At 49.8% G+C, this 21899-nt stretch carries 18 protein-coding genes; 2 read left to right on the top strand and 16 right to left on the bottom strand.

The genetic code is table 11. The features are described 5' to 3' along the window. Window positions 1-2 precede the first annotated feature (2 nt). From HB680_RS16040 to HB680_RS15985, 12 genes are all read right to left on the bottom strand, one after another. A complete protein-coding gene (locus HB680_RS16040; protein ID WP_213939596.1) occupies window positions 3-1292 on the bottom strand; it encodes a hypothetical protein in 1290 nt (429 codons plus the stop codon). A gap of 531 nt (window positions 1293-1823) precedes the next feature. After that, a complete protein-coding gene (locus HB680_RS16035) occupies window positions 1824-2333 on the bottom strand; it encodes an SLATT domain-containing protein (RefSeq protein WP_213939595.1) in 510 nt (169 codons plus the stop codon). A 136-nt stretch (window positions 2334-2469) separates the two neighbouring features. Then, window positions 2470-3252: a DUF4253 domain-containing protein gene (locus HB680_RS16030; RefSeq protein ID WP_256735553.1), complete on the bottom strand. Its 783-nt coding sequence runs from the start codon at window positions 3250-3252 to the stop codon at window positions 2470-2472. Window positions 3253-3388: 136 nt separating this feature from the next. Then, on the bottom strand, window positions 3389-3688 hold the full coding sequence (locus HB680_RS16025; RefSeq protein WP_213939594.1) for a hypothetical protein: 300 nt from the start codon (window positions 3686-3688) through the stop codon (window positions 3389-3391). A gap of 434 nt (window positions 3689-4122) precedes the next feature. Beyond that, window positions 4123-4422, bottom strand: coding sequence for a hypothetical protein (locus HB680_RS16020; RefSeq protein ID WP_213939593.1), 300 nt, complete (start codon window positions 4420-4422; stop codon window positions 4123-4125). Window positions 4423-5304: 882 nt separating this feature from the next. Continuing rightward, the gene (locus HB680_RS16015) at window positions 5305-6159 is read right to left on the bottom strand and encodes a hypothetical protein (protein ID WP_213939592.1); all 855 of its coding nucleotides are present in this window, start codon (window positions 6157-6159) and stop codon (window positions 5305-5307) included. Between the two features lie 220 nt (window positions 6160-6379). Further along, entirely contained in the window at window positions 6380-7690 is a 1311-nt protein-coding gene (locus tag HB680_RS16010; protein WP_346657400.1) for a UvrD-helicase domain-containing protein, read from the bottom strand. A gap of 70 nt (window positions 7691-7760) precedes the next feature. Beyond that, window positions 7761-9473: an AAA family ATPase gene (locus tag HB680_RS16005; protein ID WP_213939590.1), complete on the bottom strand. Its 1713-nt coding sequence runs from the start codon at window positions 9471-9473 to the stop codon at window positions 7761-7763. A gap of 240 nt (window positions 9474-9713) precedes the next feature. Beyond that, window positions 9714-10541, bottom strand: coding sequence for a pentapeptide repeat-containing protein (locus HB680_RS16000; protein WP_213939589.1), 828 nt, complete (start codon window positions 10539-10541; stop codon window positions 9714-9716). A gap of 769 nt (window positions 10542-11310) precedes the next feature. Further along, entirely contained in the window at window positions 11311-11706 is a 396-nt protein-coding gene (locus HB680_RS15995; RefSeq protein ID WP_213939588.1) for a hypothetical protein, read from the bottom strand. A gap of 423 nt (window positions 11707-12129) precedes the next feature. Then, entirely contained in the window at window positions 12130-12525 is a 396-nt protein-coding gene (locus HB680_RS15990; RefSeq protein WP_213939587.1) for a hypothetical protein, read from the bottom strand. A 21-nt stretch (window positions 12526-12546) separates the two neighbouring features. Next, the gene (locus HB680_RS15985; RefSeq protein WP_213939586.1) at window positions 12547-12996 is read right to left on the bottom strand and encodes a hypothetical protein; all 450 of its coding nucleotides are present in this window, start codon (window positions 12994-12996) and stop codon (window positions 12547-12549) included. Window positions 12997-13188: 192 nt separating this feature from the next. On the opposite strand from HB680_RS15985, the gene HB680_RS15980 reads away from it, so the two are divergent. Next, window positions 13189-13668, top strand: coding sequence for an XRE family transcriptional regulator (locus HB680_RS15980; protein ID WP_213939585.1), 480 nt, complete (start codon window positions 13189-13191; stop codon window positions 13666-13668). A gap of 1033 nt (window positions 13669-14701) precedes the next feature. On the opposite strand, the gene HB680_RS15975 is transcribed toward HB680_RS15980, so the two are convergent. From HB680_RS15975 to HB680_RS15960, 4 genes are all read right to left on the bottom strand, one after another. Next, window positions 14702-15724: a hypothetical protein gene (locus HB680_RS15975; RefSeq protein WP_213939584.1), complete on the bottom strand. Its 1023-nt coding sequence runs from the start codon at window positions 15722-15724 to the stop codon at window positions 14702-14704. An 86-nt stretch (window positions 15725-15810) separates the two neighbouring features. Further along, window positions 15811-16665, bottom strand: a complete 855-nt coding sequence (locus tag HB680_RS15970; protein WP_213939583.1) for a hypothetical protein — start codon at window positions 16663-16665, stop codon at window positions 15811-15813. Between the two features lies 1 nt (window position 16666). Then, window positions 16667-17572: a TniB family NTP-binding protein gene (locus HB680_RS15965; RefSeq protein ID WP_256735552.1), complete on the bottom strand. Its 906-nt coding sequence runs from the start codon at window positions 17570-17572 to the stop codon at window positions 16667-16669. Window positions 17573-17680: 108 nt separating this feature from the next. Continuing rightward, window positions 17681-19456 carry a Mu transposase C-terminal domain-containing protein gene (locus HB680_RS15960; RefSeq protein ID WP_213939582.1) on the bottom strand — a complete coding sequence of 592 codons (1776 nt, stop codon included), beginning with the start codon at window positions 19454-19456 and terminating at the stop codon, window positions 17681-17683. A gap of 1337 nt (window positions 19457-20793) precedes the next feature. On the opposite strand from HB680_RS15960, the gene pstS reads away from it, so the two are divergent. Beyond that, window positions 20794-21825: a phosphate ABC transporter substrate-binding protein PstS gene (gene pstS / locus HB680_RS15955; RefSeq protein WP_213939581.1), complete on the top strand. Its 1032-nt coding sequence runs from the start codon at window positions 20794-20796 to the stop codon at window positions 21823-21825. Window positions 21826-21899 lie beyond the last annotated feature (74 nt).

Below are 21899 nucleotides of genomic sequence, written 5' to 3'. Positions count from 1 at the left end.
ACTCAAAATGCTGGAGGTTCCCATCCATTGAAGTGTTTCAACGCGCCCAAATCCCCGATCAGATCTTTCGCTTTAGCCAGCCGCTCGATAATCACATTCCGTTCATCATCTCCGAGCCTACGCGCGGATCTCTCTATATCGTCAAAGAACGCCTGAATGCTGTTTACCTTTGCCCAAGTCTGAATCACAGCTTCTAGCTGCTCACGGCTATCCTGGATCGCCTTGAGTCGACGTTTTTCCTCTTCTCTTCTTTGCCACTCAGCCATTTGCAATTGATGCTTCTGCCATTCGAGCCCAGCCCTTTCTCGCTCAACCTCCACTTTTTTGGCAAGTCCTGGGGCTTCAGCAATCAAGAATTTGACGATGCTTGGGATTTTGCTGACCAGATCACCAGGCCTGTCCTCGATCCAGCGATTAATCCAATCTGCTCGGTAGTAAGGGGAATAAACTTGGAGGCAGAGGCGACCGGTAGGCATGTCGGTACTCATTACCCAATCATTGCGATAAGGAGAGCGACGTTGATTGGATGGAAGTGAACTTAGTCGAACGTACTCTTTGTCTACGTACTTGACCTCGACGTACTCACTGATTTCGTAGATGGTCAAACCAAAAACTATGGTTCCGATGTAAACCACGGTAGGACGTTGCGGCTGCCACAGCGAAGGATGTATGTACCTCGTTGAGGCCTTTTCCCTGTGATCAACTGACTCACGATTCATACGTGTAGCAGGATCGCTGAGCGCTACTGCAAGACCTTCTTTCATCAGAGCTAAGTAAAACTGGTTGGCAAAACCTACCGCATGGGCTATCCCGGTACGGCTCACAATTAAATCCGCCATGGAACGTTTTGTGGGCCGTAAATAACCGTTCTCGCTGTCGCGAACCTTCTTAAAGTGCTCTTCAATATCTAGTAAAAGTGAGTGCCTGCGAGGCAGTGCAGCAGGGGCTGGAGATGTTTTTCGGTTCGTTTTTTGACGTTCTTTTGGCAAAGATCGCGAAACCTGGAGAGGTGCTCCATTTCGACTCCACGCAGTCAAATCGCCAGGCCGAGATTCAGGCAACAGTGGACGCGCTTTAGCTTTGCCCGCTGCGACTTGAGCCCAATACCCCACCGGTGGACGAGGAATATTTAAGCTGGTGAAAACTCGAGCCAAATAGCTTGAAGACACGCCATATCGTTCGCCGATTTTGGTCATAGGAGCCGACCAAACCTGTTCATAAAGCGACTCTCTCGTCACGACATCTTCGGACAAGTCATCGGCTGGAGTGAGAACCTCGGATGTGTCTTCCATGGGCAGGAGCTTTAGTCATTTGGTGGGTGTCAACTGGATGATCATAGCCCATGCATTATGACGATTCAGGGCAATGGCTCGCTCACCAGCCAAGAAGCATTTTCTTCCCTACTTTGCTTCGCGAATCCAGGCGTTTGAGGGCGAATTGCACCGTCATGAGGCGATTTTGATTGACGAAAAAACAAGCGGTGCAAACAGGGCTCCTGATCGGTCTAAAAAATAAAGAAGGCCCTCAAAAAGGGCCCCTTGGGTAGTCAAATCAAAATCACTTGGCCAACAAGACTCAACAGTGTCACTGCCTGCTCTGCCTTCCTCTTCAAGCCCGCGTGACTGCAACCTTTTGTCACAATAACCTCGCCGCTGTGGGGTTTGATGTAAACCTTCAGCTGACGAGCTTTCCGTGAGCCGACTTTTGGCGTACGCAACGAAGCATGGTGACCATGCATGGGAATCTAGAGGGTTAATTACCTCCTTAAGGCTGCAGTCATTACTGGCGAGCGCTAAATCAACAAACCATTACTTTATTTATCATCAAACCTCAGATTTTTCCTGTAGAACCCACTCATCTGACACGCCGTGCTTATGCATATAGCCATGTACCGACTTCGGAATATGAGGCGACTCTTTAGCGAGCGAATCTATACGCTGACGTATATTATCCAAACATTCAAAATTATTTGCCCCACCCGATTCAAACATAAACTCCATCTCTCTTCCCAATGCATTGTAATTGGCACCAGCAGCGCGATGTTTTTCAGCAAGTTCTTGATAGCCCAGTGTACTCTGGAGGGCAGTCATTACCGCAGCCAATACACTCATAGCTCCAACCATCACCTGCCAAAAAATATCTATTTGTTGCTGCATACTGGCGAACACCGTAGTTCCAACAGCTGCTGAAAAAACAATTGCCGGGATTGAGATCATTTTATGGATAAATGAATATCGCATAGCGGCACGATAGTGACCCATTCCTATCGACGCCAACCGCGTATACCACTTATATGCCAGTTTTCCAACTTCGGAATCAGACTCAAAACTCATACTCACCCCAAGAGATAATAACGCATTAGAATTTCTTCATCATTAATCTAGCCAATTAAAATTAATACTCCCTAACCCGGCTATAGGTTGACTTTGATGTATAAATCGACTGGCGAGACTTGGCTATTCACGGAGCTCATTCCACGTAACGAAGCCACAGATAAGTCCGACCAGAGATCGCCTGTGCGACTGCAGAAATGCGTGTCTGTAGGTCTTCATCGCTAGTGTTATAGAGCGCACAGAAGTCTTTGGCTACGACGTTAGCAAGTGATGTATCAGGCGGTTCAGCACGAATGAAGCCGATGTAAGAAGCACCTACGCCCATCAACCCATAGCCATGGGCTTCTGAAAAATGACGCGCAACGGCAAAGTTTTTCGCGGGATCCAGATCCGAAGTGAAATAGCCATTCGGAAAAGCCGCGAGTGCCTGGCAGGACTGCTGAACGGGTACCAAGAGCGCTGAAAGAGGCTGCTCTAGAAGAGAGATAGGGTTGTTCTGGTAACCGATCCACTCCTGGAGGGCCTGCTGATCTAGCGTCAAACCATGAGTGCAAGCATCCTCGAAAGACGTGGCTGCAACCAGGGTCATGAAATTGCGAAGACCGATTGCGAACTCCGCTTTCGTAGTCGGATAGCCTATGTATTCACCATTCTCAAAGCACTCTGGAGGTAAACCCGCTATGTCCTGCTCCGATGCATCGTCCATCCCTAAATTATTGCGCGCATGCCCCGAGGTGTAGCGAGCTTGGTGCAGATCATCGAGCGAGATCAGGAGTTTAAAGCCTGGGTGCGCCTCAGCAATCTTACGACGAGCTTCGGTCAAATCGTCAAAGCTGGTAATCCCGCTCACGCCGTACTCATCGCATGTACCTACAGACGGGTTATCACGCATGCCATTACCGCGAAATTCGATATCCATAAACCGTGGCCTGCTCCATGGTGTTACTGAATTGACTGAGTCATCCAAAGCGTTCCAGAATCATCATCGGATTATACGCTTCCAAGCGACAACAGGCCTTTGATCAACGCCCCATGAATGGCCGATACTCCTTTTCTTATTGATGAGTATCAGCCTCCTCTGCGGGATAAAATTCGCCCTCTTTCCCCATTTTTTTCAGCCGTTCGCGCACAATTACCTCAACGCTGGCTACGGCGGTTTGATCGTCAGGGTTCACCAACTGCAAGCACAGGCGTTGGACATTCTGATCGTGGGTGCCCTCGCTCATCATCTCGTGGGTGAAGACCTGTTCGCCACGCCATAGGCATAGCTGGGTATGCGTCCCGCCGAGCCATATTTCGTTGATTGATCTTAGGTCGGTGGTAGCCAGTTGATCGACGGTGATTGTCTTATCCATTGCGCTGCACCTTAACCATGAGTAGATACAGGTAGACTTACCGGCATAGCGGGTCGTTCCACGCGTTGGCAGTTCAACCGGGCTAATGGTGGTTAAGCACGTCCCGGTTAGAACTGGGACAATTGATGATTGAAGGCGGACAATACGAGCCGACAAGGGCAATCACATTGCCGATCCTGCTGTTTCACACGCAAATGGCCGCGCCTAGATCAACCTTGATCTCCCCTCCTCCGGCCGATACTGCCTGCTCAACAGATGGCGTGCAGACTACGGGACGACCCCCAGCTATCGTCCCATTGCATCACATCGCGATCAGCGGCAGTTGGCAAGAACCGGCTGTTGACTGACTTTGCGACCCGACATCACGAGTCGAACGGTGAGGCTGAATAACGCTATTTCTTTTTTCAAACGGCCGAGTTGCCCGCTTGAAGTAATCAGAGTTCTGGGCCGCTGAATTTTCCTGATGCAATACACTCTAGAAAAATTCTTTGTTCTGGTTTAAGAAGTTTGCGTGGCGTATAGCCGTGCTCATCAGCCTCCCTTAGCCACCTCGTCAAAGCTCGGCTCGCAGACTCCTTGACAGCTTGACGCTCTGCGTCAGTGAAATTATGTTCCATCTCATGAGACATAGACTCAATTTCTTTTACTACCCAATCTTCGTCAAACCCTAAATCATCGCTTGAAAAATTCAGCGTCCAAAGATAGTTCAAAGCTATGTCCGCGAGATTATTCATAAACGTTCCTAATGGTCTATTCAGGGGACAGTTTTGGCCGACCTGGATGAGCTAATCGAATAATTTTAAGCCACTGTATAGGTAGCCTCGCTGACTCGAACAAATGCGCAAAAAAATTCGTAGGTACATTACTCGATTCGCACGAAACGTGTCGATGGGAGAGGGTTGAAGGCTCGTCTCCAACACTTTCGTCATACGGTAGACTCTATTTCATCGTTGCTGACCGGCAATTACTTTTGGCCGACCTCTGCCGGATGCGAAGCGCTGCAATGGGTCGAAAGTGGTCGTCGACAGCTTTTCGTTGCTCACACCGCACAACGCTTTCACAAGAAATCACTAACCTGGAACGGTTTATCAATCGCGAAAATCGATTCATAGACCGCGTCGTCAAGTTCATTACGGGCAAGGAACACGCTAGCACTATATGCGCGGGCCTTGCAAAACCAAGCAAAAGATCCGTCGTCGTCGCGCTCCAGCAGATAGAAGTATTGTTCCTCCATTTGAGCGCATATAGTCTCAAGTCGGGCCCGACCTCCACACGACAACAGTTCAGCGACCTCGTTAGAGTCACCCCCTACTTCATCCCGCCCAGAGAACTATACAATTAGCCACCCGCGTTTTCTCGTCTGGTTCTAGAGCATCGAAAGCATGGTGTACGTCAGGATAGCTTGACACCAACCGGTCAGTCATGGGGCTTAAATCCTCAGAGCGAGCTTGCCGATGACACCTGAATTGCCACCTAAAAGAACGCCGTAGTACGTCGGTGAAACTTCGTTGAAATCTCTTCAGGTCGAAAGCAACGTCTCGCTACTGGCTGCAATCGGCCAAAAGCGGTCTGTCAACGGAATCTATATGACAGACCTTTGCATCGTATTGCCTTATCTATTGGAGTGACTCTCCCAGAGCGCTCGCAATATCTGAAGCTTGAACGTGCAGACCATACATCGAGCCCGAATGATGTTTGATCTTTCGGATTCTTCGGCCCACCACCACCGGATTTTTCACGCGTAGTTCATGACGATCCCTCAAAAGCCCCGCATTGATTGATCTGAAGATCCAATTTGGCCGCAGCTGACCAGCAACGCTAGTATCAATCTCTTCAAGGCACACCCTGACGAGCTTGACCAACGTAATCGTCTCACTCGGAGAAAAGGTTGTTGGAGATTTGTCTCCGAAAATCAGGCCGGGGATGGATGAACGTGCCTCCCAGAATCTCTGAAGACCTGGTGCGTCGTGCTTCAGGAGCTTCGAGTACTCGCTCGAAAGCTCGGTCGCCCCGTGGATTACGTGGTTTCGCCTTAATCTCAGGTATTTAACCGTCCTCAGCAATGAGGGCTCTATTGGCACAGTATGCGTCACCAAATGCTGATTCAACGTCTCATCAATGGGATCAGCCAGTGTAATGGGGGTTTCAGCTATATCTCCCCAGTGCCGTAAAGCAGCCTCGATGAAGAGAAGCAATTGCTCGACTGCGAAAGCGAAGCTCACTCCCAGCGATGTATTGAGTTGAGCATCACGAAACGACAACAGGCGTGTCATAGGAACGTGTATTCGCTCGGCGAACTCGTTATCAGGGAACACTTCGCTCGTAAATTCAGTCGGGCGCAACGTCGCTAACTCCTGCCATCTCGCATCGACATCTTCGTGCATAAACAGGGTGAGGCACAATTGGTCGTTGACGCTCGCTAATGCCCGCATGTGAACGTTGCGGATGGGCGTTTTGGTCGGTAGCGACATTCAGAGTTCTCTTGAGTCTTGGAAGGTGGCGGGCTTTAGGTTGTCACGAATGAGCAGAAAATTCCCTGGGCTGGAGTGGTTGATCTGAATCGCCCCTGGTTTCTCAGACATCTTAAACGGCTGCAAAGGGTCGACAACGGTCGCTTGTGAGCGGCGGGCTTTTGGCCGGAAGCGATCACGGGCCAGTGGACTGATCGCCATAAGCAGACATCGTCAATCCTTACAGGATCGGTTTGGGAAACTGAAGAATCGGGCTAGAGGACGATATCGATAACGTATATCTCGCCCTTGAAATCGCCACATAGAAGAGTTTCGCGCAGGCGAATCGCTCATTTGAAAAATGGGTCGCATCGGGAATCAGCACGTGATCGAACTCCAGTCCCTTGAGTAGCAACGGAGTAGAAACTACTCGTTTTGTCGGCCCACGCCCTGTATGGCTCAAACGCTGACGCGCCTGCTGACATGCGACCGTCAAGCAATCGCTGCGTCCGAACGAAACCTCTACCAAAGCCCGTCGCGCGTCGCTTAGCAGCTCGCCTCGGTGCGTACGGGATAGTGGATGAGCCTTCTCATGTGATAATACATCGGCAGCACTCTCTGCAGAGCCGGTGAGTTCAAATTTATCCCATGCGGCCTGTCGTCGAACATTAAGGTCGTATAGGTTATCAACTGCCGCTGGTTGATCGATGTCGCGAGCCATTGCGTCATCCAACAATGCGTTCAAAGCAGCAATTCTCTGCCACGCATTCACCGATGCATCCCATTGCTGACCAAACTGGATAAGGCGCGCGCCCGCCATTTCCTCAATGGCCTGATAAGCACCTCTACTGGTTCTAGCGAGGTTATCGCAAATCCCCCGCCGACAATGGATTGCAGCTGTCGATCCATTGCGCTCATCAATGCCTTCAAAGAAAAGCGACATATCGAAGGCATTAGCTGCGGCTCGATAGTTAATTGGCCCCTGCCTTAAATCAATGGGGCTACCCGCAAGTAGTCTCTGACGAACGTCGGCGATCCAGACACCTAACGCGGGGTTACAGGTGCTCCATCGATGTGGCTCGGTGAGTTCATACGCCACTGGAAAGCTCGGAACTACCTCGGCACTCCAACTAATTTTTGACTCCACAAACTCGAAAATACCCTGCATCGGATCACCGAAGATCAGCGTAGGGACAATGCGGGCCAAGGTATTGGCGATGGTGTGCTGGAAACTCTCGCAATCCTGATACTCATCGATGTAGATCCGATCGTAGGAAGACTGAACGATCCTTTGAGCTATGGGATTAGACAGTACATTTAGAGCCCCTTGGTAGACCTGGTTCCACTCAACACCTCTCGGATTTTTGGGTGGATGGTTGGCAAGTATTGGAAATGCATATGCGTAACGGCTTGCCCAGCTCGCAATGGTGTCGATTGCTACCCGCTCTTTGGGAATGCCCAGGCGCTTCACACGATCGCTAATGGCATGCACGCCGGCATGGGTATGAGTAAGAATTAGCGAACGTGGAAAGTAGGCGGCTGCCTTGGCCAAGATCTCCGTTTTTCCATATCCGGCTGGAGCTACGATTGAGCGACAACTCAAGTTGAAGAGCCAATCAAGGTCACTGGACATACAGCCACCGCTCTATTGCTTTAAGGCAAAGAGACAATCGGCTGGGTTGGCCTTGCTCTACAAGCTGATTAACAGAAGGTGCGATGGCGCGTCCCCGCTCTTCCGACTTGAACCAATTGTACTGAACCGCAAGCTCCGCAATGCGAGATTGGTTTCCCCCACTCCCCGGCGCTGCGGGAATCCAGTTAGCAAAGGGTGCGGTTACATCACTGCCTGGAAACGAAGGTCTCAGCTGCGCCAGGATAGTCGCTGACCCCAACGTATTCGTCGTAGCTCTAAGCAGCATATCAACGATGTCAGGCCAACTTGCTTGCAAAATGGCTTGCTCAGTACAAAGGTCGTCCCCGTACTCGAAAACTGCCACGTTTATCTGCTGGAGACTCGCGGAGGTTGCCGCAGGTAAACGCCGATCAGAGTCTCGAAACAATCCGGTGCTATACCCTAATCCTGCCAGCGCGAGTGCGAGTGAAGGGGCGGCTGCTCCATTACCATCGACGATAGCCGATCCAAGATGCTCAACTGGAACATCATTGTGGCGAGGCCTGTAGAGTTCTCGCAGCCCGAGAATCAGGCCAAGTTCAGTGGCGCCCTCACAGACAAGGATCCTGCGAGCGAATAAGGCTCTAGGCGCGTGCTTCAGGACTTTAGCCAACGCATCCGTCTGCGCCTGATTGATCCATGCGAGACCATTGAACCGACGCATTACAAAGATCGATTCGCTCTTCAGCTCTGAAAGTACTACATCCGAGTGGGTCGTAATCAGGAGTTGACCTGTCGCAACGCGTGCAGTGAATGCTCGCTCATGGGCCGTCCGAAGGGCCGAAACCGCTCCAAGAACACGATGAGGCTCAAGTCCCTGCTCCAACTCATCAACCAGGACGATGGCTCCTTCCATGATCGAGGCTCGCTGGATTGCGAGAGTTGCTAATCGACGCGTGCCTAGGCCGGACAGCCTAAGTGGTGTCGTACCATCATGCAGCGCGATAGATCCTGAGCTAAATCCGCCTCTACCGAGCTCAAGATCCGGAGCAAAGCCTTCCTTAACGTATGCGCCTAACTCCTTGGCCAATTGCTCAGCACGTTCGGCTGCCGCTACCAGCGAGGGAATTGATGACAGATTGGCTGTTTGCTTAGCGACCCGATACGCCTCTGCAAGTTGCTGCGCAGCGCCCTCTTGGTCGCCTGTCATCCTAGCAAGTACAGAGCCCTGCCCCCAGGTCAGATGACGAGCTTCTTCCCCGGCTAGGCGCACCACTCCAAAGAGAGAGCGATCACGGTTGGATAGAACACGCGGTGTTGGATAACGGTCGCAAACGAGTTCCCACACCGGTTCCATGGTCGCGTCGACAGTGAGCCTGACGCTCAGTACCGGCTCATGATCTGCCGCTGGTTCGTCATGAATAATTCCATCAGATCTCAGGCCTCTGATGTACAAGCCAAACCGCTGGTCGGAGAGTAACGCCTTAGATAGCTCCCCTATCGTGACCTCGATTTTTATGACGGACTGAGTGTCTCCCTCATGGAAGTCTGCTTCATTGAATGTGAACCACCTCGACGACAATGACGCTTCAACCGCATCCAAGACGGTGGTTTTTGCACTGTCGCCTGGGCCAATAATGCAACACAGCGCTTGAGACCCGGGAGACCAGACTAATAGTTTAATACCCCGAAAGTTTTGGACTTCAAGCTTTGCAATTCGCATAAGTCAGTCCTTCACGGTTAGCGTCCATATGAAAAGCCGGAGATTCGACACTCGATGATTTCTTACCGACTGGCCCACTTCTTTCGTCTGCACTAATCACAGAATGGAGACGGCGAATGCTGAGAAGCCTCTCGCCTACTTCGCGCGGGGTCATGGCTAACCTCACGCGAGCAGGAAGATTGCTGAGATTAGTCGAGTAACGAAATATCACCACAGCGCCTTGGCTATTTTTCGGCCTGACTAAGACTTAAGGTCATCGTCAGCAATAACAGCCCCACATGGGCCTACGTCCCAATCATCGTCTGGAACGTTACCGCTCACAAACGCCCGTTGAGCACGGTTGAAATTGCATTCGAAAATATTGGCATTTCGAAAATCCACTCCTTCCAAATTCGCGCTACAAAAACTCGCACCTCGAAGGTAGGATCCACGAAAATCCGCTCCAGTTAAGTCGGCATTGTCGAAATCTGCCATCCAACAATTGACCCCCGGGAGTACCAACGGATCGACGCTAATCGAATAGAATTTTGCATCTCTGAAATTGGATTTTCTAAAACTCTTTACGTCCAATATCCAGTGCGAGTGCACAAGACTTCCTGGCGCTTGAAGATTGCTGAAGTCCGGAAGTTTTTTCCGATCAAGCACTAGGCTGATTCTGCTGAAAAGCAGGCTGCTGAAGTGAAAGCCACTGAAATCTACATTTCTTTTTTTGGCTGCGACGGCAAGGGGCACCTGATCTCGTAGGCACTCAATAAGCGCATCAAACTGAAGCAGGAATCGAGCACGACGAAACTCGCCGCTGTAGGGCTGCCTCCAGTACCCCTGCGCATAGGAATGCTGCGCGTACCTAGAAATCAGCTGCTCTTCAGCTGTGATTTCCTCGTATGTGGTCTCGTATTCTCTGGCGATGGCTCGCAGGCATGTCGCGAGCTTGATTTCTGTCTTGGGACGAGACAAATACCGAGCAAGCCTTTTGGTGGCATCAGGACAACCGTCACGGAAATCGCGAAGCAGGACAGCTGCATCCGACTTGAAAGCACTGAGGGAGGGGGTAACAAAACGACTCATGGCCAAACCTCTCACGGCCAACGTTGAACCCTAGTATTCCGTTGACCATTCGAGATGGCTGGGATGAAGAAGTTGAAGCAACGGTGCAGAGGCTTTATCTAGCTAGGGCTGAACGCCACCGTCATTGGCGCAGTGGCAATACTGAAAATTCTCTCTCTAAAAGTCAAGTCGCAGACACTAGCCCAGCAGATCTATACATTACTGTACTTAATTCGTCCGTCGAGTCGCGGTTAGTGACATCAAAAAACTGATTTTCGCAGAAAGACCGCTGCATGCCGCTGCTTTGGGTTTGGTAGGCTGTGATTCGACTTGGGCGATTTGATGAGAGCGAAGGATGACGAATTGGATATGGGTTCTGCCATCTGAGGCAGTGGTGGGTAACGTGATTGCGGGTCGAAGAATTGTCAGAATCTCTAATAAGAAGAAAATGTTATCAACGAGCTTATGCAAGGTAACGCTTCGCTCAATGTGGCCTGGCTACTACCAAAGCGTGATGATCGAGTGAGTAAATTTTCCAGCCTCATGTTTAAAGCCGAAGGACTGAGAACCATCCACCCTCCCAGGTGAAGGACATTCAAATTCGCTTCAATTTCAAATCTAAAAATCGTTAGCACCGATCAGCGCCCCACGTAAGCGGAGCGCGCAGGCCTATGGCCGAAGACGTCAGGATGGAAGCCCGGCAGGGCCGAGACGCGGAGTGGCTCGGTTCACGACAGCCATCCGCGAAAGCGGCACGCCAGCCCAGTTAAACGAGTCGGATCCTACGGCTTTATTCGGTACTGCTACCGTCGTGGGTCGAACACAGCGTGCTAACCCACTGCCCTCCGACAAGGCTGCCAGGAGCCCCGCACCTTTCACAAGTTTTCAGCGAAAGCCCGGCTGCCAAATCAACTGCTCCACGGCAATACGCGTCACCACCGTCATAAAAGAAATGAAGCTCGCCAAATTTCGATTTGATCTGGGCGACAGTCACCGGCATGACATCAGGATGCCGTGTTAGATGCGACTGCAAGGTGTCGCAAAGGGACAAAAGAAGATCGCGCCAACCTGGATCACAGAAAATCTCATCGACTCTAGGATCCGAGAAAAGCTGCGGATAGCGCGCTCTGAACTCTTCAATCTTGATTTCAGGTAAGGCATGGCCGTTTGAAGGAATATCGTTCATGTTCAGCTCAGCAAGGTAGCTCCAGTTGAGGTTCTGCCGTTTTTAGATAATTCAGCAAACTCTCGCTTCCACCATCCGGTCGAAATGTTACAAGCACGTACCTGCTGCCCACCTCATCTGATAAGACCCAATAACCCCCTTCCTTCTGAGCCATCACCACAACACCGGTTTGAATAACCCGGCAGTCTTCGAACCTTCCGTGAGGGTCGTCGCCCTGATGTCCGAATAGGACTCCAACACATGTCCGGGACTTAATGAAGGCTTCAGTGAGGTATGCAGTAACCGGTTCAGCGAAGCCTTGGGAAACGGCTCCGGCTATGCACTGGAGATCAAAGTCAGAATGCTGTTTGCTGTGAAAATCTACATCGATGGAGCCGGGCATGAAGTGTCCTTACCAGATGGACTGACCACTGCTATACGCGATCAGAAAAAAGAGAAAATCGTTTTGAGACTCGCCGTTTGAAGTCGACCTGGGCCGACCAATACATACACCGTGTTCTTCGTCTCAGCCAGGATGCTACCGTCGGACGATGTGCACATACTCGACCGCACCCAATCGCCTGGCTGAAAGCGACCACGGCTATCTTCTATTACTCGATGGGCAAAGACCACCAATGGAAGATGCCCAGCGGCGTGAATCTTGGCCAGATCATCAGCGGATACGTCTGCCTGAAAAAGAGTCCACTGCTCGACCACGCAATAAGCTTTCCTCGGAAAGCGCTCAGACACTAGCTCACGAGCCTCATCCAGGCTCAGCGATAAGCCGTCTATAAAAGCATGGTCATCATTCAACAGCTCGTTATCGTCCGCGATAGCCATTCCCCCTGCACCTCTGACGAGTCAGTGCACGCCTCGCCCAGCGTTGCGATTGTAAAGAGTGCGCACGTTGGTCAACGTCTTTACATCCAGGCTGGAGCGATACGAGTCGTGATAAATCGAGCCGCCCTCAACCGTCACTACACTGACGGCGTCACCATCTGAATCTTGCCCCAAGGCCAAGCTCTCGACCTTCTCCATCCGCCAAGCGTCGCCACCATTCATGTTGGCCGGGGTGACAATCTGAATCTCTTTGACGAAGACCTCATCGTCTTGGGACTGGAGCACTTGATGGAGCTTTGGTTCGTCATTGACCATCAGCTCAAACTCTTGCGCCCTGCCCTTCACGATCATTTTGACGGAAAGGTGGAACCAATGCTTCCTGAGCATCCTGGAAACTGCATGCCAGTGCGCAAGGCCCTGCCCGAAAACTCCTGGGACGCCTGCCAAATCATTATCGTCTGTTCTAAACATCGGTTTCTCGTTGAATCCATCGCGACGGCGATGCATTGAGGGTTGAGGGTTGAGGGCAAGGGTCAGTGCACTACGGTGCAACCATCACGAGATGGCTGACGCTAAGGTTGGCCGTGACTTGCGAATAATACACTGTATTGACGTTTATTCGTGCGGGTCAATTGTGGCTATATCCTGAGTTTTGGGCAAGTCATGGAATTGAGAACCGCATTTGCAGGGGTGCTTCGTGCGCTCCGCGCAGTACGACATGCCCGGTATGCCGACGTCTCGGACGCCACCCACCGGCGTAAGGTAAGTGCTCTGGAGAATGCTGAAACGAGCATCACACTCGAGAAATTTGCAGAGCTGGCTGAGTCGCTTGAAATGAGTCCAGTGGCGATGCTTACTTTGTGCATTGCTCGCCAAGAGGGAAAGCAGCCTCTTGAAGTGATCCGTGGATCTGCAATCGAGGTTTCAAATTTCCAAACCGCTGGAGGAACGGAAGCGCTCAGTGAGCAATTTGACGGGGATGGCTCGCTTATAAAGCGAGGTCGGGGTAAGCCGTTGAATGCTGAGAATGAGAGAGCCGTGCTAGATCTTAAGGCGACCGGCGCGACTCAGCAGCAGGCAGCGGCACAGTTGGGATTAGCATTGTCGTCTGTACGAGAGTACTGGAAAAAAAACAGAAAATGATCCAGCTTGCACTGGATAACAATCAAATGCGTCTCCGCATAAATATGTCTAATTTCCTTTGTTTTGAGCGAATTTTTTTGTAAACGCTAGGTAAACCCAAACCAAGGCACTTATCTGAACCACGATCCTGTGCCCCCATTCTATTTCCGAAGTCAAACCTGATTATGCGACTAGATGCCAGAGTCGAGAAAGGTGTGGCCCTGCCAACAGCATCGGCAAATCAGAAACCCGTCGCCGGCCTCGCCTCACTGGTCGAGTTCAATGTGTGCATGGCACCGCCACGCGTCGGACAGGAACACAGTGTCAACACTCCCAGACTAAATTCCTGAGCGAGCCGTCCATTTTTCGCAAGGTGGATTACGGGGCTATTCCGATGCAACGAATAAGTGCGCAGCAGGTTTAATGCTCCAACGTCGGAGCCGTCCGCTGTGCCTACGTCGCGGCCTTGATTCATAATGCCGGCGGTTTGCGCAGGAAAACTCATATTTGATTTGACGTCGTACATATTGAACGAAGACTTTTTATTGTCGGTGAGCAACAGATAAATCAGCCCTGGGTGGTGCAAAATCCATTAGCGTATTCAACCGAGCGGTTGATTCTTTGGAGTAGAAGATTGTTGGAAGTCCGTATGGGACTATAGAGATGACCGAGGTGACTGGCGTTTAAATCGTAAAAACTTTTCATGAGGCGATTGGCTAAGAGGCCCAATTTAGCGGATGGAAATTTCCGGATGACGCGAAGAGGGCCAAAACTGTCGAAATCCCCCCTGGCAAGTCTTGGTGACGCCAAAACCGACGCCGTATGCCTATTCAAATCACATTGATCTGCTTGCCACAACCAGAAACCGTGAGGATTCAATGTATTGATCAAGGATGGCTTAGATATATCATCACACCCTTCCTTGAATTGGATAGAGTAGGTTAGGATCTCCAAGGTAATCAAGTCCACATGCAAGACAACAACGAAGTGATGATACGAAAAGGTACCAGGGCGATGCACTAGACACCCCGGCACCCAAGTGAGTGTACTGATCTTACGCATCGTAACGAATCCGAATCAATTTAGGGATCTCCATAGATTTTAAGTTTAGGTATGAAGTTTCATAAAGCTTAAGTTCAGAAAAAAGCAAGCTCAGAATTCCTGATGTCTTGTCGAGTATTGACCATATCGCGTCAGTGCTCCAAGGTGAAAAATAACCTTCATGAAGAGTCTTCCGCGCTTGTTCACTGGTAATCCAGCCCAAAATAATGGCGCTAAAATAAAGAGCGTACACCCGAGCCAACGAAGTGCTTCGATAGATTTCCTGGTAGAAATCGCCATGAAACCCCAGGCCCGCATACGGGTCGCTGCCACCCCAATGATGAAATGCGATTCTGGGATAGCCGTGATGGAGCGCAGGACTCATCATGGCCCTCATTAGTGTCACCATGAACATCTGAACATTGAAACTCTGTCCAGATTTGGACGCAAGTCTAGTCAGTTTGTGCAAGCGCTGTTGTGCTTTTAGCGCCAGGCTATTCCTCATCCTCCAGACGTCACAGATGGCATCGCAGTTCTCCTTAAACTTAGGCTCATCCCAGTAGGACACAAATGCCTGAATTGTGTAATCGTCATGATTTATAAAAAAAATCGAAGAGTCGTGCAGTGGAATATGATGTAAATCACAGAATGGCTTGGTTAGGTAGAACCACTGAACCTTACTGATCGGAGTGCCTACCTGTTCGAAGGACGCCATAAAGCATTGCGAACAAAACGCCCTTCTGAACTGGGTCGGTATGGTCGGTCGACTGAATTCAGGAAATCGCTCACTTAACCAACTCTGAGAGATATTGAATGTTTTTTTGAATAACTCAACATAAACGTTTTCATTCAATAGATCACGATCTTCAAACCGTTCAGCCCAGAGTTCCATTGAGTCGCGATTTTTGATCTCGCCTTCCGGCGAACTGAATCGCACATGGGAGATAATAGGTATTTGAGAGTTCACTCTCCACATCCATGAAGATAGGGTTTCGTCTGCTAGTGGTTCCGGCACTACGGGCTTTGTCGAATTCACTGGTGCTGTTCCTTTGTTGGAAAGTAAATCGTTGGCGACGCTGTCATTTGCGTAGCGTAATTTGCGGACACTGTGCTTGAGCTGTGTCAGCCGAACGCCTCATATTCAATGGCATGACGAAGGTCAGACAAATGATAAAGCGACTCAGAAGTGGATGGGTTTTTTGTAAAATCTGGCATCTTCTCGTTGAAACTGTTTGATATCTTCAAAAGTTCAGAGCAAAAAATGGTTTCACACGAATAAATAATACGGTCGATAGGCATATCTTGCTCACGTTTGAAGAGTTGAGAGATGCAGGGAAATTGAACGCAAGTATCGTATTGCCCATTGCACCAGTCGTAAAACCCTCGAACAACGTCTTTTACATCGGCTGCCGATATTATTCCAGACACTGGAACAACCATGCTTTTGATGCTCCTAACCCGGCAGTAATCACCGAGCAACCTCTTGTCCCTCGTAGACATAATGATCTTGAATTCACTTGGGCATCGTGCGAGCTGTTGGAGCTGGTCAAAGAGAACCTCATGCGTATCGTTTTGGTTAGAAATGATATCCAAATCGTCGAAAATAATAATTTTTCGCGCGGCCCGACGGAATTGCATCAAGCTGTTCGGTACGTATTTGTGGCTCCGAAAATTGCTATATGGAAAAAGAGCGTGAAGTACTTGGCCAATCATGTTTAGCCGTTTTGAATAAAGACGCGGCGTCACAAAAATTACCTGGCTACGGTATTTCGAAGCGAACTCTTTAAGTATTGAGCTTATTCCTGCCCCTGCCGCCCCCCGCAACATCAGAAAAATGGCTTCATCGGAATTGGCTACGCTGTCCAAAGCTTCGATAACGTCTCTGCGCTCAGGCCAGAGATACTGGAAGCCGTGGAGGCCTTCCAGTACTGCGCGGGCGATCTGGCGTTTTTTAAAAAGTGACAGATCATGCTTCATCTTATGCAGACTGCTCCTCTTCTTCCGGGGGCATCTCTGCGCCACGAAGTGCATAGTTAAAATTCGCCATGATCTCATCGATGTTATCAAGGTGAAGGTGGTTGATGTGTTCGGTACCATCAATGATGCTGGCCATCGCCGATGCCTGCAGGATTTTCACCACGTTGTCGGTGATACCCTGCCCTTTTTTCATGATTTTCAGGAAGAGCACTTGATCCTGGAAGTTGGTTTTTTTCTTCAGTGGCAAATGGTGGATATAGCTGGACACAAAGTTGCGAAACTCTGGGCCATTTTCCCACCCATTTAGGGCCACCACGGGATATCGACGTTCAAGCTGAGGATCCTGCCGAAGTACACGCGCTGCATCTGGAACCCCGAACGCAAACACCGAGAGGCCATAGGTGGAGCCAGACAAATTCTTCAAAAGCGAAAGATTGATGCGCTGCTGAAGCTCGGTTAATGTTAGTGCATCATGAATTTCATCAATAACGATGGCGCGAATATTTTCAGTCCTGATGATGTATTGAAGTTCAGGAGTAATGTTATGGCCTTGCCGCGCCCTTCGCCCTACCCCCAAACCAAGTTCGCCCAGGATAAGATCCTTTAGTGAGTAGCCGTTAGGGCTTTGGTGCATGGTCACGAAGATCATTTTGTTTTCATTCGTCGCATTCCGGGCCTTCATCTCACCAATCAAGGCAGTTTTGCCTCCTCCTCCAGGAGATGTAACGAGCATACTGGGTGCGTTGATCTTGTTCCGCATCTTCATTGCCATTTCCATCCTTAGTATGATTTTCTGAGCGTTAGGATGGTGCACCCAGAAATCGTTGGAACAGGTGATAAGACGAACATCGTCTGGCTCATTGAAGTGAATTTGAGATGCCGGGTGTACGTGCGAGTAATCTGTCATGGGAGTTCACAAAAGTGTGAGCGCATGAATGCCTCTAGACTGATGTCTAAATAATAGACAACAAAGATCAGCCCATGCGCTCAGGTTAAATACAATATAAGCGTTTAATTAGTTGCTATCGTAAAAAGTTGGAGGTTGGTTGTAGTCAACATTTTCGGTCTTTTTGAAGAAACCGCCAATATCAAAAATATTCGACTTCTTAGATGACTTGCCGGTTTGATTTGCCTTGCCGATAGTGCTGGGCGTGTTCGGAGTAATACGGCTCAGTGTGCTGTCACCTTCTAATTTTTTGCCGTGTAAACCTGCTTGTTTTTTATAGTCAGCTTTTCCTTTTACCGTTTTCCTCCTGCGCTTTTCCTGAGTAGTTAATTTTACCTCCTTATTTTTCTGCTTTGTAATTTCACCATAAGACTGCGCTCCTTCCTTCGTCATGGTGCCATCTCGATCTCCCTTCTGCTGGCGCTGCCAACGGTATATCTCATAGTCCGAACTCCTACAGAAACTATTGCGCACACAAGGAATTCTCTCGAAAATCTCGCCAAGTTTTACGTAAATGAAACTCAAATCGTGTGGATCATACTTAACTGTCACCTCGTCGCGAACCCTGTCCTTAAGTAAGCGACCGTAATAAAATCTGCGAAAAATCTCAATACCTCCCGGCACGACTTTCTTATTAGACACTTCTGGGTAAAACCGGTATTTGAAGTCTTCATACTGGGAAGTTTCCAAAACCCGACTGTTCGGTTTTTTAGAAAAGTGACCCTCCCATGCTTGCGCGGGAGTCTTATTTAGCTCCGAGTGTTTCGTCTGATGGTAGGCGTGTAGAGTATAGGCCAGCATACGGCGCAGCCCAGTTAGCCCTATTGCAGACTTCTTGTTACTTTTCAGATGTTTACCCTGCTGAGCATTGGAGCCTGTGGTGCCTGGCAGCGGATGGATCGTGTGGATCATCAACTTTCCAATCAGACTTTCAATATGGCCACCTTGGTGTTTTTCGGGAATATCTCGATGCTCAACGTCAATGCCAAAGTCCTTGGCGTTGAGGACGAATACGTCAGATATGAACTCCTTTGCATTATCAGTGTGGATGACTTCCGCCAATCCGTAGTAGGGAAGCAGGTGTTCGGGGAGTCCTAGGCTTTTCAGAAACTCCGCTTTGGGCAAGGCGCAGTTTTCCATAAGCATTGCAACAGATACAGCGCTTGGCGGAAGTAATGAAACGTAAAAACCCAGTATCACACGTGTATGCAAATCAACCGCTAAACTTATGTAAGGACGTCCCAAGACGACCGTTCTGTCTTCCTCATCCACTACCATAAGATCGACAACAGTGTGGTCAATCTGCACCCACTCCAACGGCTTCTTAGTAGCTTTATAACCGGGCTTTGCCCCATACCTTTGCTTATTTTGGTCTCCTGTGTGAGTCATCTCGTAAAGAAGCGACTCTGTTTTGGCCTTGATCCAAGTCGAAACGGTATGGTAACTCGGCCTAAGCGTCCGCCTATTATCGGCTTGAGTTTGACAATGTTTCCAAACCGCAGCGATGGTCTTGTGGCTAGGGTAATGTTCCTCGAACATCTCCTCTATTAACTTCAATGTCTCAGGATCTGTCACTGTCAGGCCTGGCTTTCTCCCTGTCACATTCGATACCAGTGCCCTGTAACTTTTAGCTCCCTTCATGTATTTCAGTAGTTTGTAAAAGCGAGACTTCTTGATGCACAGAATCTCCATAGCTACATCAGCACTAATTGTTCCTGTCAAATAGTCCTTGAGAATTTCGTATCGCCTAACCGCCTCCTCATGCCGTCTTATTTCGGCAATAGTACTGGTTGAATCTAGCTTCAGATTAGAAGCTTCCAAAATATGTCCAGGAAGATCTTTCAATTACCATTCCTCTAACATGTGGTCAGATCTATGGTTTCTATTTTTTTGACGCAATAATCGCCAAACCTTAGATCGACCACTTTCGATTTTTTAAAGAGCGGGTTGTAACCGTCCAGCTATTGGATGGCGAGCAGTAAACCCAAATCCATTTTGAAGGTCAAGAGCGTCTCTTGGCACTGTCAATACATGTAAACTAAATTTTTTCCTAAGCTTCACTTGGCACACTAAATCGCTGGAAGCCCCAAGTAACGGGCGCTCTAGAATTTTCGAATATTTTTTATTCCTAAAAAATACCCATACCTTTATGGTTATATTGACAGCCGATTAGGACTTCCAGTTAGTCATTTGAACTCAATGATGTTATTTAACGTCAAGACCTGTCGAAAATTCAGATGCAAATAACTTTGAAGTGCTAGAAAAAGCCGATGCTGAATATTTATGGATATATTGCCACTCTCCCCTTATTTCTTTCGGAGAGCGGGGACGGATAATTTATGAGTATTGACAGAAATCTTGGCAACCAAGTGCTCTGAGTGGCGCATGCGGAGACACAGGAGAGGTGAAGGCACGGGTTAGCTAGATTTTTTGCAGGACGCTTAGAGTGGTTTGAATTAATGAGTGGCAACTCACGAATTGGGCCTAAATAAACAAGCGGAAAATCATGATTTATTTTGTTTCTTGAATGGAAAAACCGTTATGGACTCCACTCATTTCCTTAAGAGGAGGGTTTGGAGTAGGAATTGCTGCGTTTCAGGGGGGTTCCACTCAAATCGCGATTGGCGCATATGCGCCTGCTATCCAGCCAACCTCTAGTTTTCGCAACATCGAAAATCTGGCCTTGTTCCATCAAGGTCAAAATGAGTTCGTCAGAAACTCGATAACGTCCACAGTCCGGACAATCTCTCTCTTCCCATGGGCCATGACCCTGTATGCGCTCAGCGACGCCAACACAAATTAGACAATTCATCACGATCACCTTTCTTGTACTTGTACCCGACCCATCGCCGGACCGTTGCGGCGCCTTGTACACAGAGCTGTACTTGTCTGCGTAGATGAAGCTCGTTTTTTGTCGACCGAAATAAACCTGCGAAAGTTCGGGATGTTGACGCTTTCAGTACAAATGGGTCGTATCTGCTCCCGGCCTGATCGAAGGTGGTCAATGGATTGCTTTGCTGCGCAGGCCGTTGGATTCGTAGCGTCAACATACGCCCTCACCTTTTTGGCCTGACTATCGGTGTTTCACAAGCGACAGGACTACTCCTGCAATTCAACATTCATAAAAGCTTAACGAAAGTGCTGCAGAGTTCGGAGGCCCGTTATCACAAGGAGTTCCTTCGATGAAAAATTTGATGAAGTCTGCTGCACTCGCCGTTGCGGTTTCTCTTTGTGCCAGCTCCATGGCTTTTGCTGAGGAAAGCGTTCGCCTGACCGGCTCAGGCGCCAGTTTCCCGGCACCGATCTACCTCACCTGGTTCAAGGATTTCAGCAAGAAAACCGCCGGCGTCACCGTGGATTACCAATCCAAGGGTAGCGGCGCGGGTGTGCAGGACTTCCTGAACAAAACCGTCGATTTCGCGGCCAGTGACTCGGCAATGAAAGACGAAGACATTGCCAAGGTTGCCGAGGGTGCGCAGTTGCTGCCGATGACTGCGGGTGAAATCGTGCTGGCCTACAACTTGCCGGGCAATCCCAAGGGCCTGAAGCTGCCACGCGACGTTTACTCCAACATCTTTCTGGGCAAGATCACGCGCTGGAACGATCCGCAGATCGCCGCCGCCAACCCGGGCCTGAAACTGACCGATACGCCGATCACCGTCGTCGTGCGTGCCGACTCCAGCGGTACCACCGCCGTATTCACCAAGCACCTGGCGGCGATCAACCCGGCGTTCCAGAAAGAGCTGGGTGAAGGCAACACCGTCAACTGGCCGGCCAGCGACAAATTCATCAAATCGCCCAAGAACGATGGTGTGACAGCCACCGTACGCCAGACCCCGGGTGCGATTGGCTACATTGAATACGGCTTCGCCAAGCTGGCCAAGGTTGACTTTGCCCAGTTGCAGAACAAGGCCGGTCAGTATGTTGTGCCGAACGCCGAAAGCGGTGCAGAAGCCCTGGCTGCAGTGAAGATGCCGGAAAGCCTGGTGGCCTGGCTGCCCGATCCAGATGGTGCCAAGTCCTACCCGATCACTTCCTACACCTGGATGATTTTCCGCAAGCAGAACGAGAGCCCGGCCAAGGCCAAAGCGATGCGCGCAATGGTCGAATACAGTCTGACTGAAGGTCAGAAAATCGCCGACTCGATGGGTTACATCCCCCTGCCGCAATCGGTCGTCGATCAGGTTCGCAAAGCTTCCGCCAACATCCAGTGACGCTCGCGAGGTCTCTTTCGGCGGGTGCTGTCAGCCTCGCCGAAGAGATTTCCCCCACGCTCCGGAATTAGCCC

This window comes from Pseudomonas sp. dw_612 (assembly GCF_018449725.1).
Lineage (GTDB): Bacteria > Pseudomonadota > Gammaproteobacteria > Pseudomonadales > Pseudomonadaceae > Aquipseudomonas.
Note: the sequence above shows the minus strand (reverse complement) of the source record. Positions and strands in the feature narration are given on the sequence as shown.

What these genes read in the sequence shown, in the direction of transcription:
- pstS (WP_213939581.1), top strand. Translation starts at nt 20,794, where the DNA reads ATGAAAAATTTGATGAAGTCTGCTGCACTCGCCGTTGCGGTTTCTCTT.
- HB680_RS15970 (WP_213939583.1), bottom strand. Translation starts at nt 16,665, where the DNA reads ATGAAGCATGATCTGTCACTTTTTAAAAAACGCCAGATCGCCCGCGCA.
- HB680_RS15995 (WP_213939588.1), bottom strand. Translation starts at nt 11,706, where the DNA reads ATGAACGATATTCCTTCAAACGGCCATGCCTTACCTGAAATCAAGATT.
- HB680_RS16030 (WP_256735553.1), bottom strand. Translation starts at nt 3,252, where the DNA reads ATGGATATCGAATTTCGCGGTAATGGCATGCGTGATAACCCGTCTGTA.
- HB680_RS16005 (WP_213939590.1), bottom strand. Translation starts at nt 9,473, where the DNA reads ATGCGAATTGCAAAGCTTGAAGTCCAAAACTTTCGGGGTATTAAACTA.
- HB680_RS16020 (WP_213939593.1), bottom strand. Translation starts at nt 4,422, where the DNA reads ATGAATAATCTCGCGGACATAGCTTTGAACTATCTTTGGACGCTGAAT.
- HB680_RS16035 (WP_213939595.1), bottom strand. Translation starts at nt 2,333, where the DNA reads ATGAGTTTTGAGTCTGATTCCGAAGTTGGAAAACTGGCATATAAGTGG.
- HB680_RS15965 (WP_256735552.1), bottom strand. Translation starts at nt 17,572, where the DNA reads ATGACAGATTACTCGCACGTACACCCGGCATCTCAAATTCACTTCAAT.
- HB680_RS16025 (WP_213939594.1), bottom strand. Translation starts at nt 3,688, where the DNA reads ATGGATAAGACAATCACCGTCGATCAACTGGCTACCACCGACCTAAGA.
- HB680_RS16040 (WP_213939596.1), bottom strand. Translation starts at nt 1,292, where the DNA reads ATGGAAGACACATCCGAGGTTCTCACTCCAGCCGATGACTTGTCCGAA.
- HB680_RS16015 (WP_213939592.1), bottom strand. Translation starts at nt 6,159, where the DNA reads ATGTCGCTACCGACCAAAACGCCCATCCGCAACGTTCACATGCGGGCA.
- HB680_RS15980 (WP_213939585.1), top strand. Translation starts at nt 13,189, where the DNA reads ATGGAATTGAGAACCGCATTTGCAGGGGTGCTTCGTGCGCTCCGCGCA.
- HB680_RS16000 (WP_213939589.1), bottom strand. Translation starts at nt 10,541, where the DNA reads ATGAGTCGTTTTGTTACCCCCTCCCTCAGTGCTTTCAAGTCGGATGCA.
- HB680_RS15990 (WP_213939587.1), bottom strand. Translation starts at nt 12,525, where the DNA reads ATGGCTATCGCGGACGATAACGAGCTGTTGAATGATGACCATGCTTTT.
- HB680_RS15985 (WP_213939586.1), bottom strand. Translation starts at nt 12,996, where the DNA reads ATGTTTAGAACAGACGATAATGATTTGGCAGGCGTCCCAGGAGTTTTC.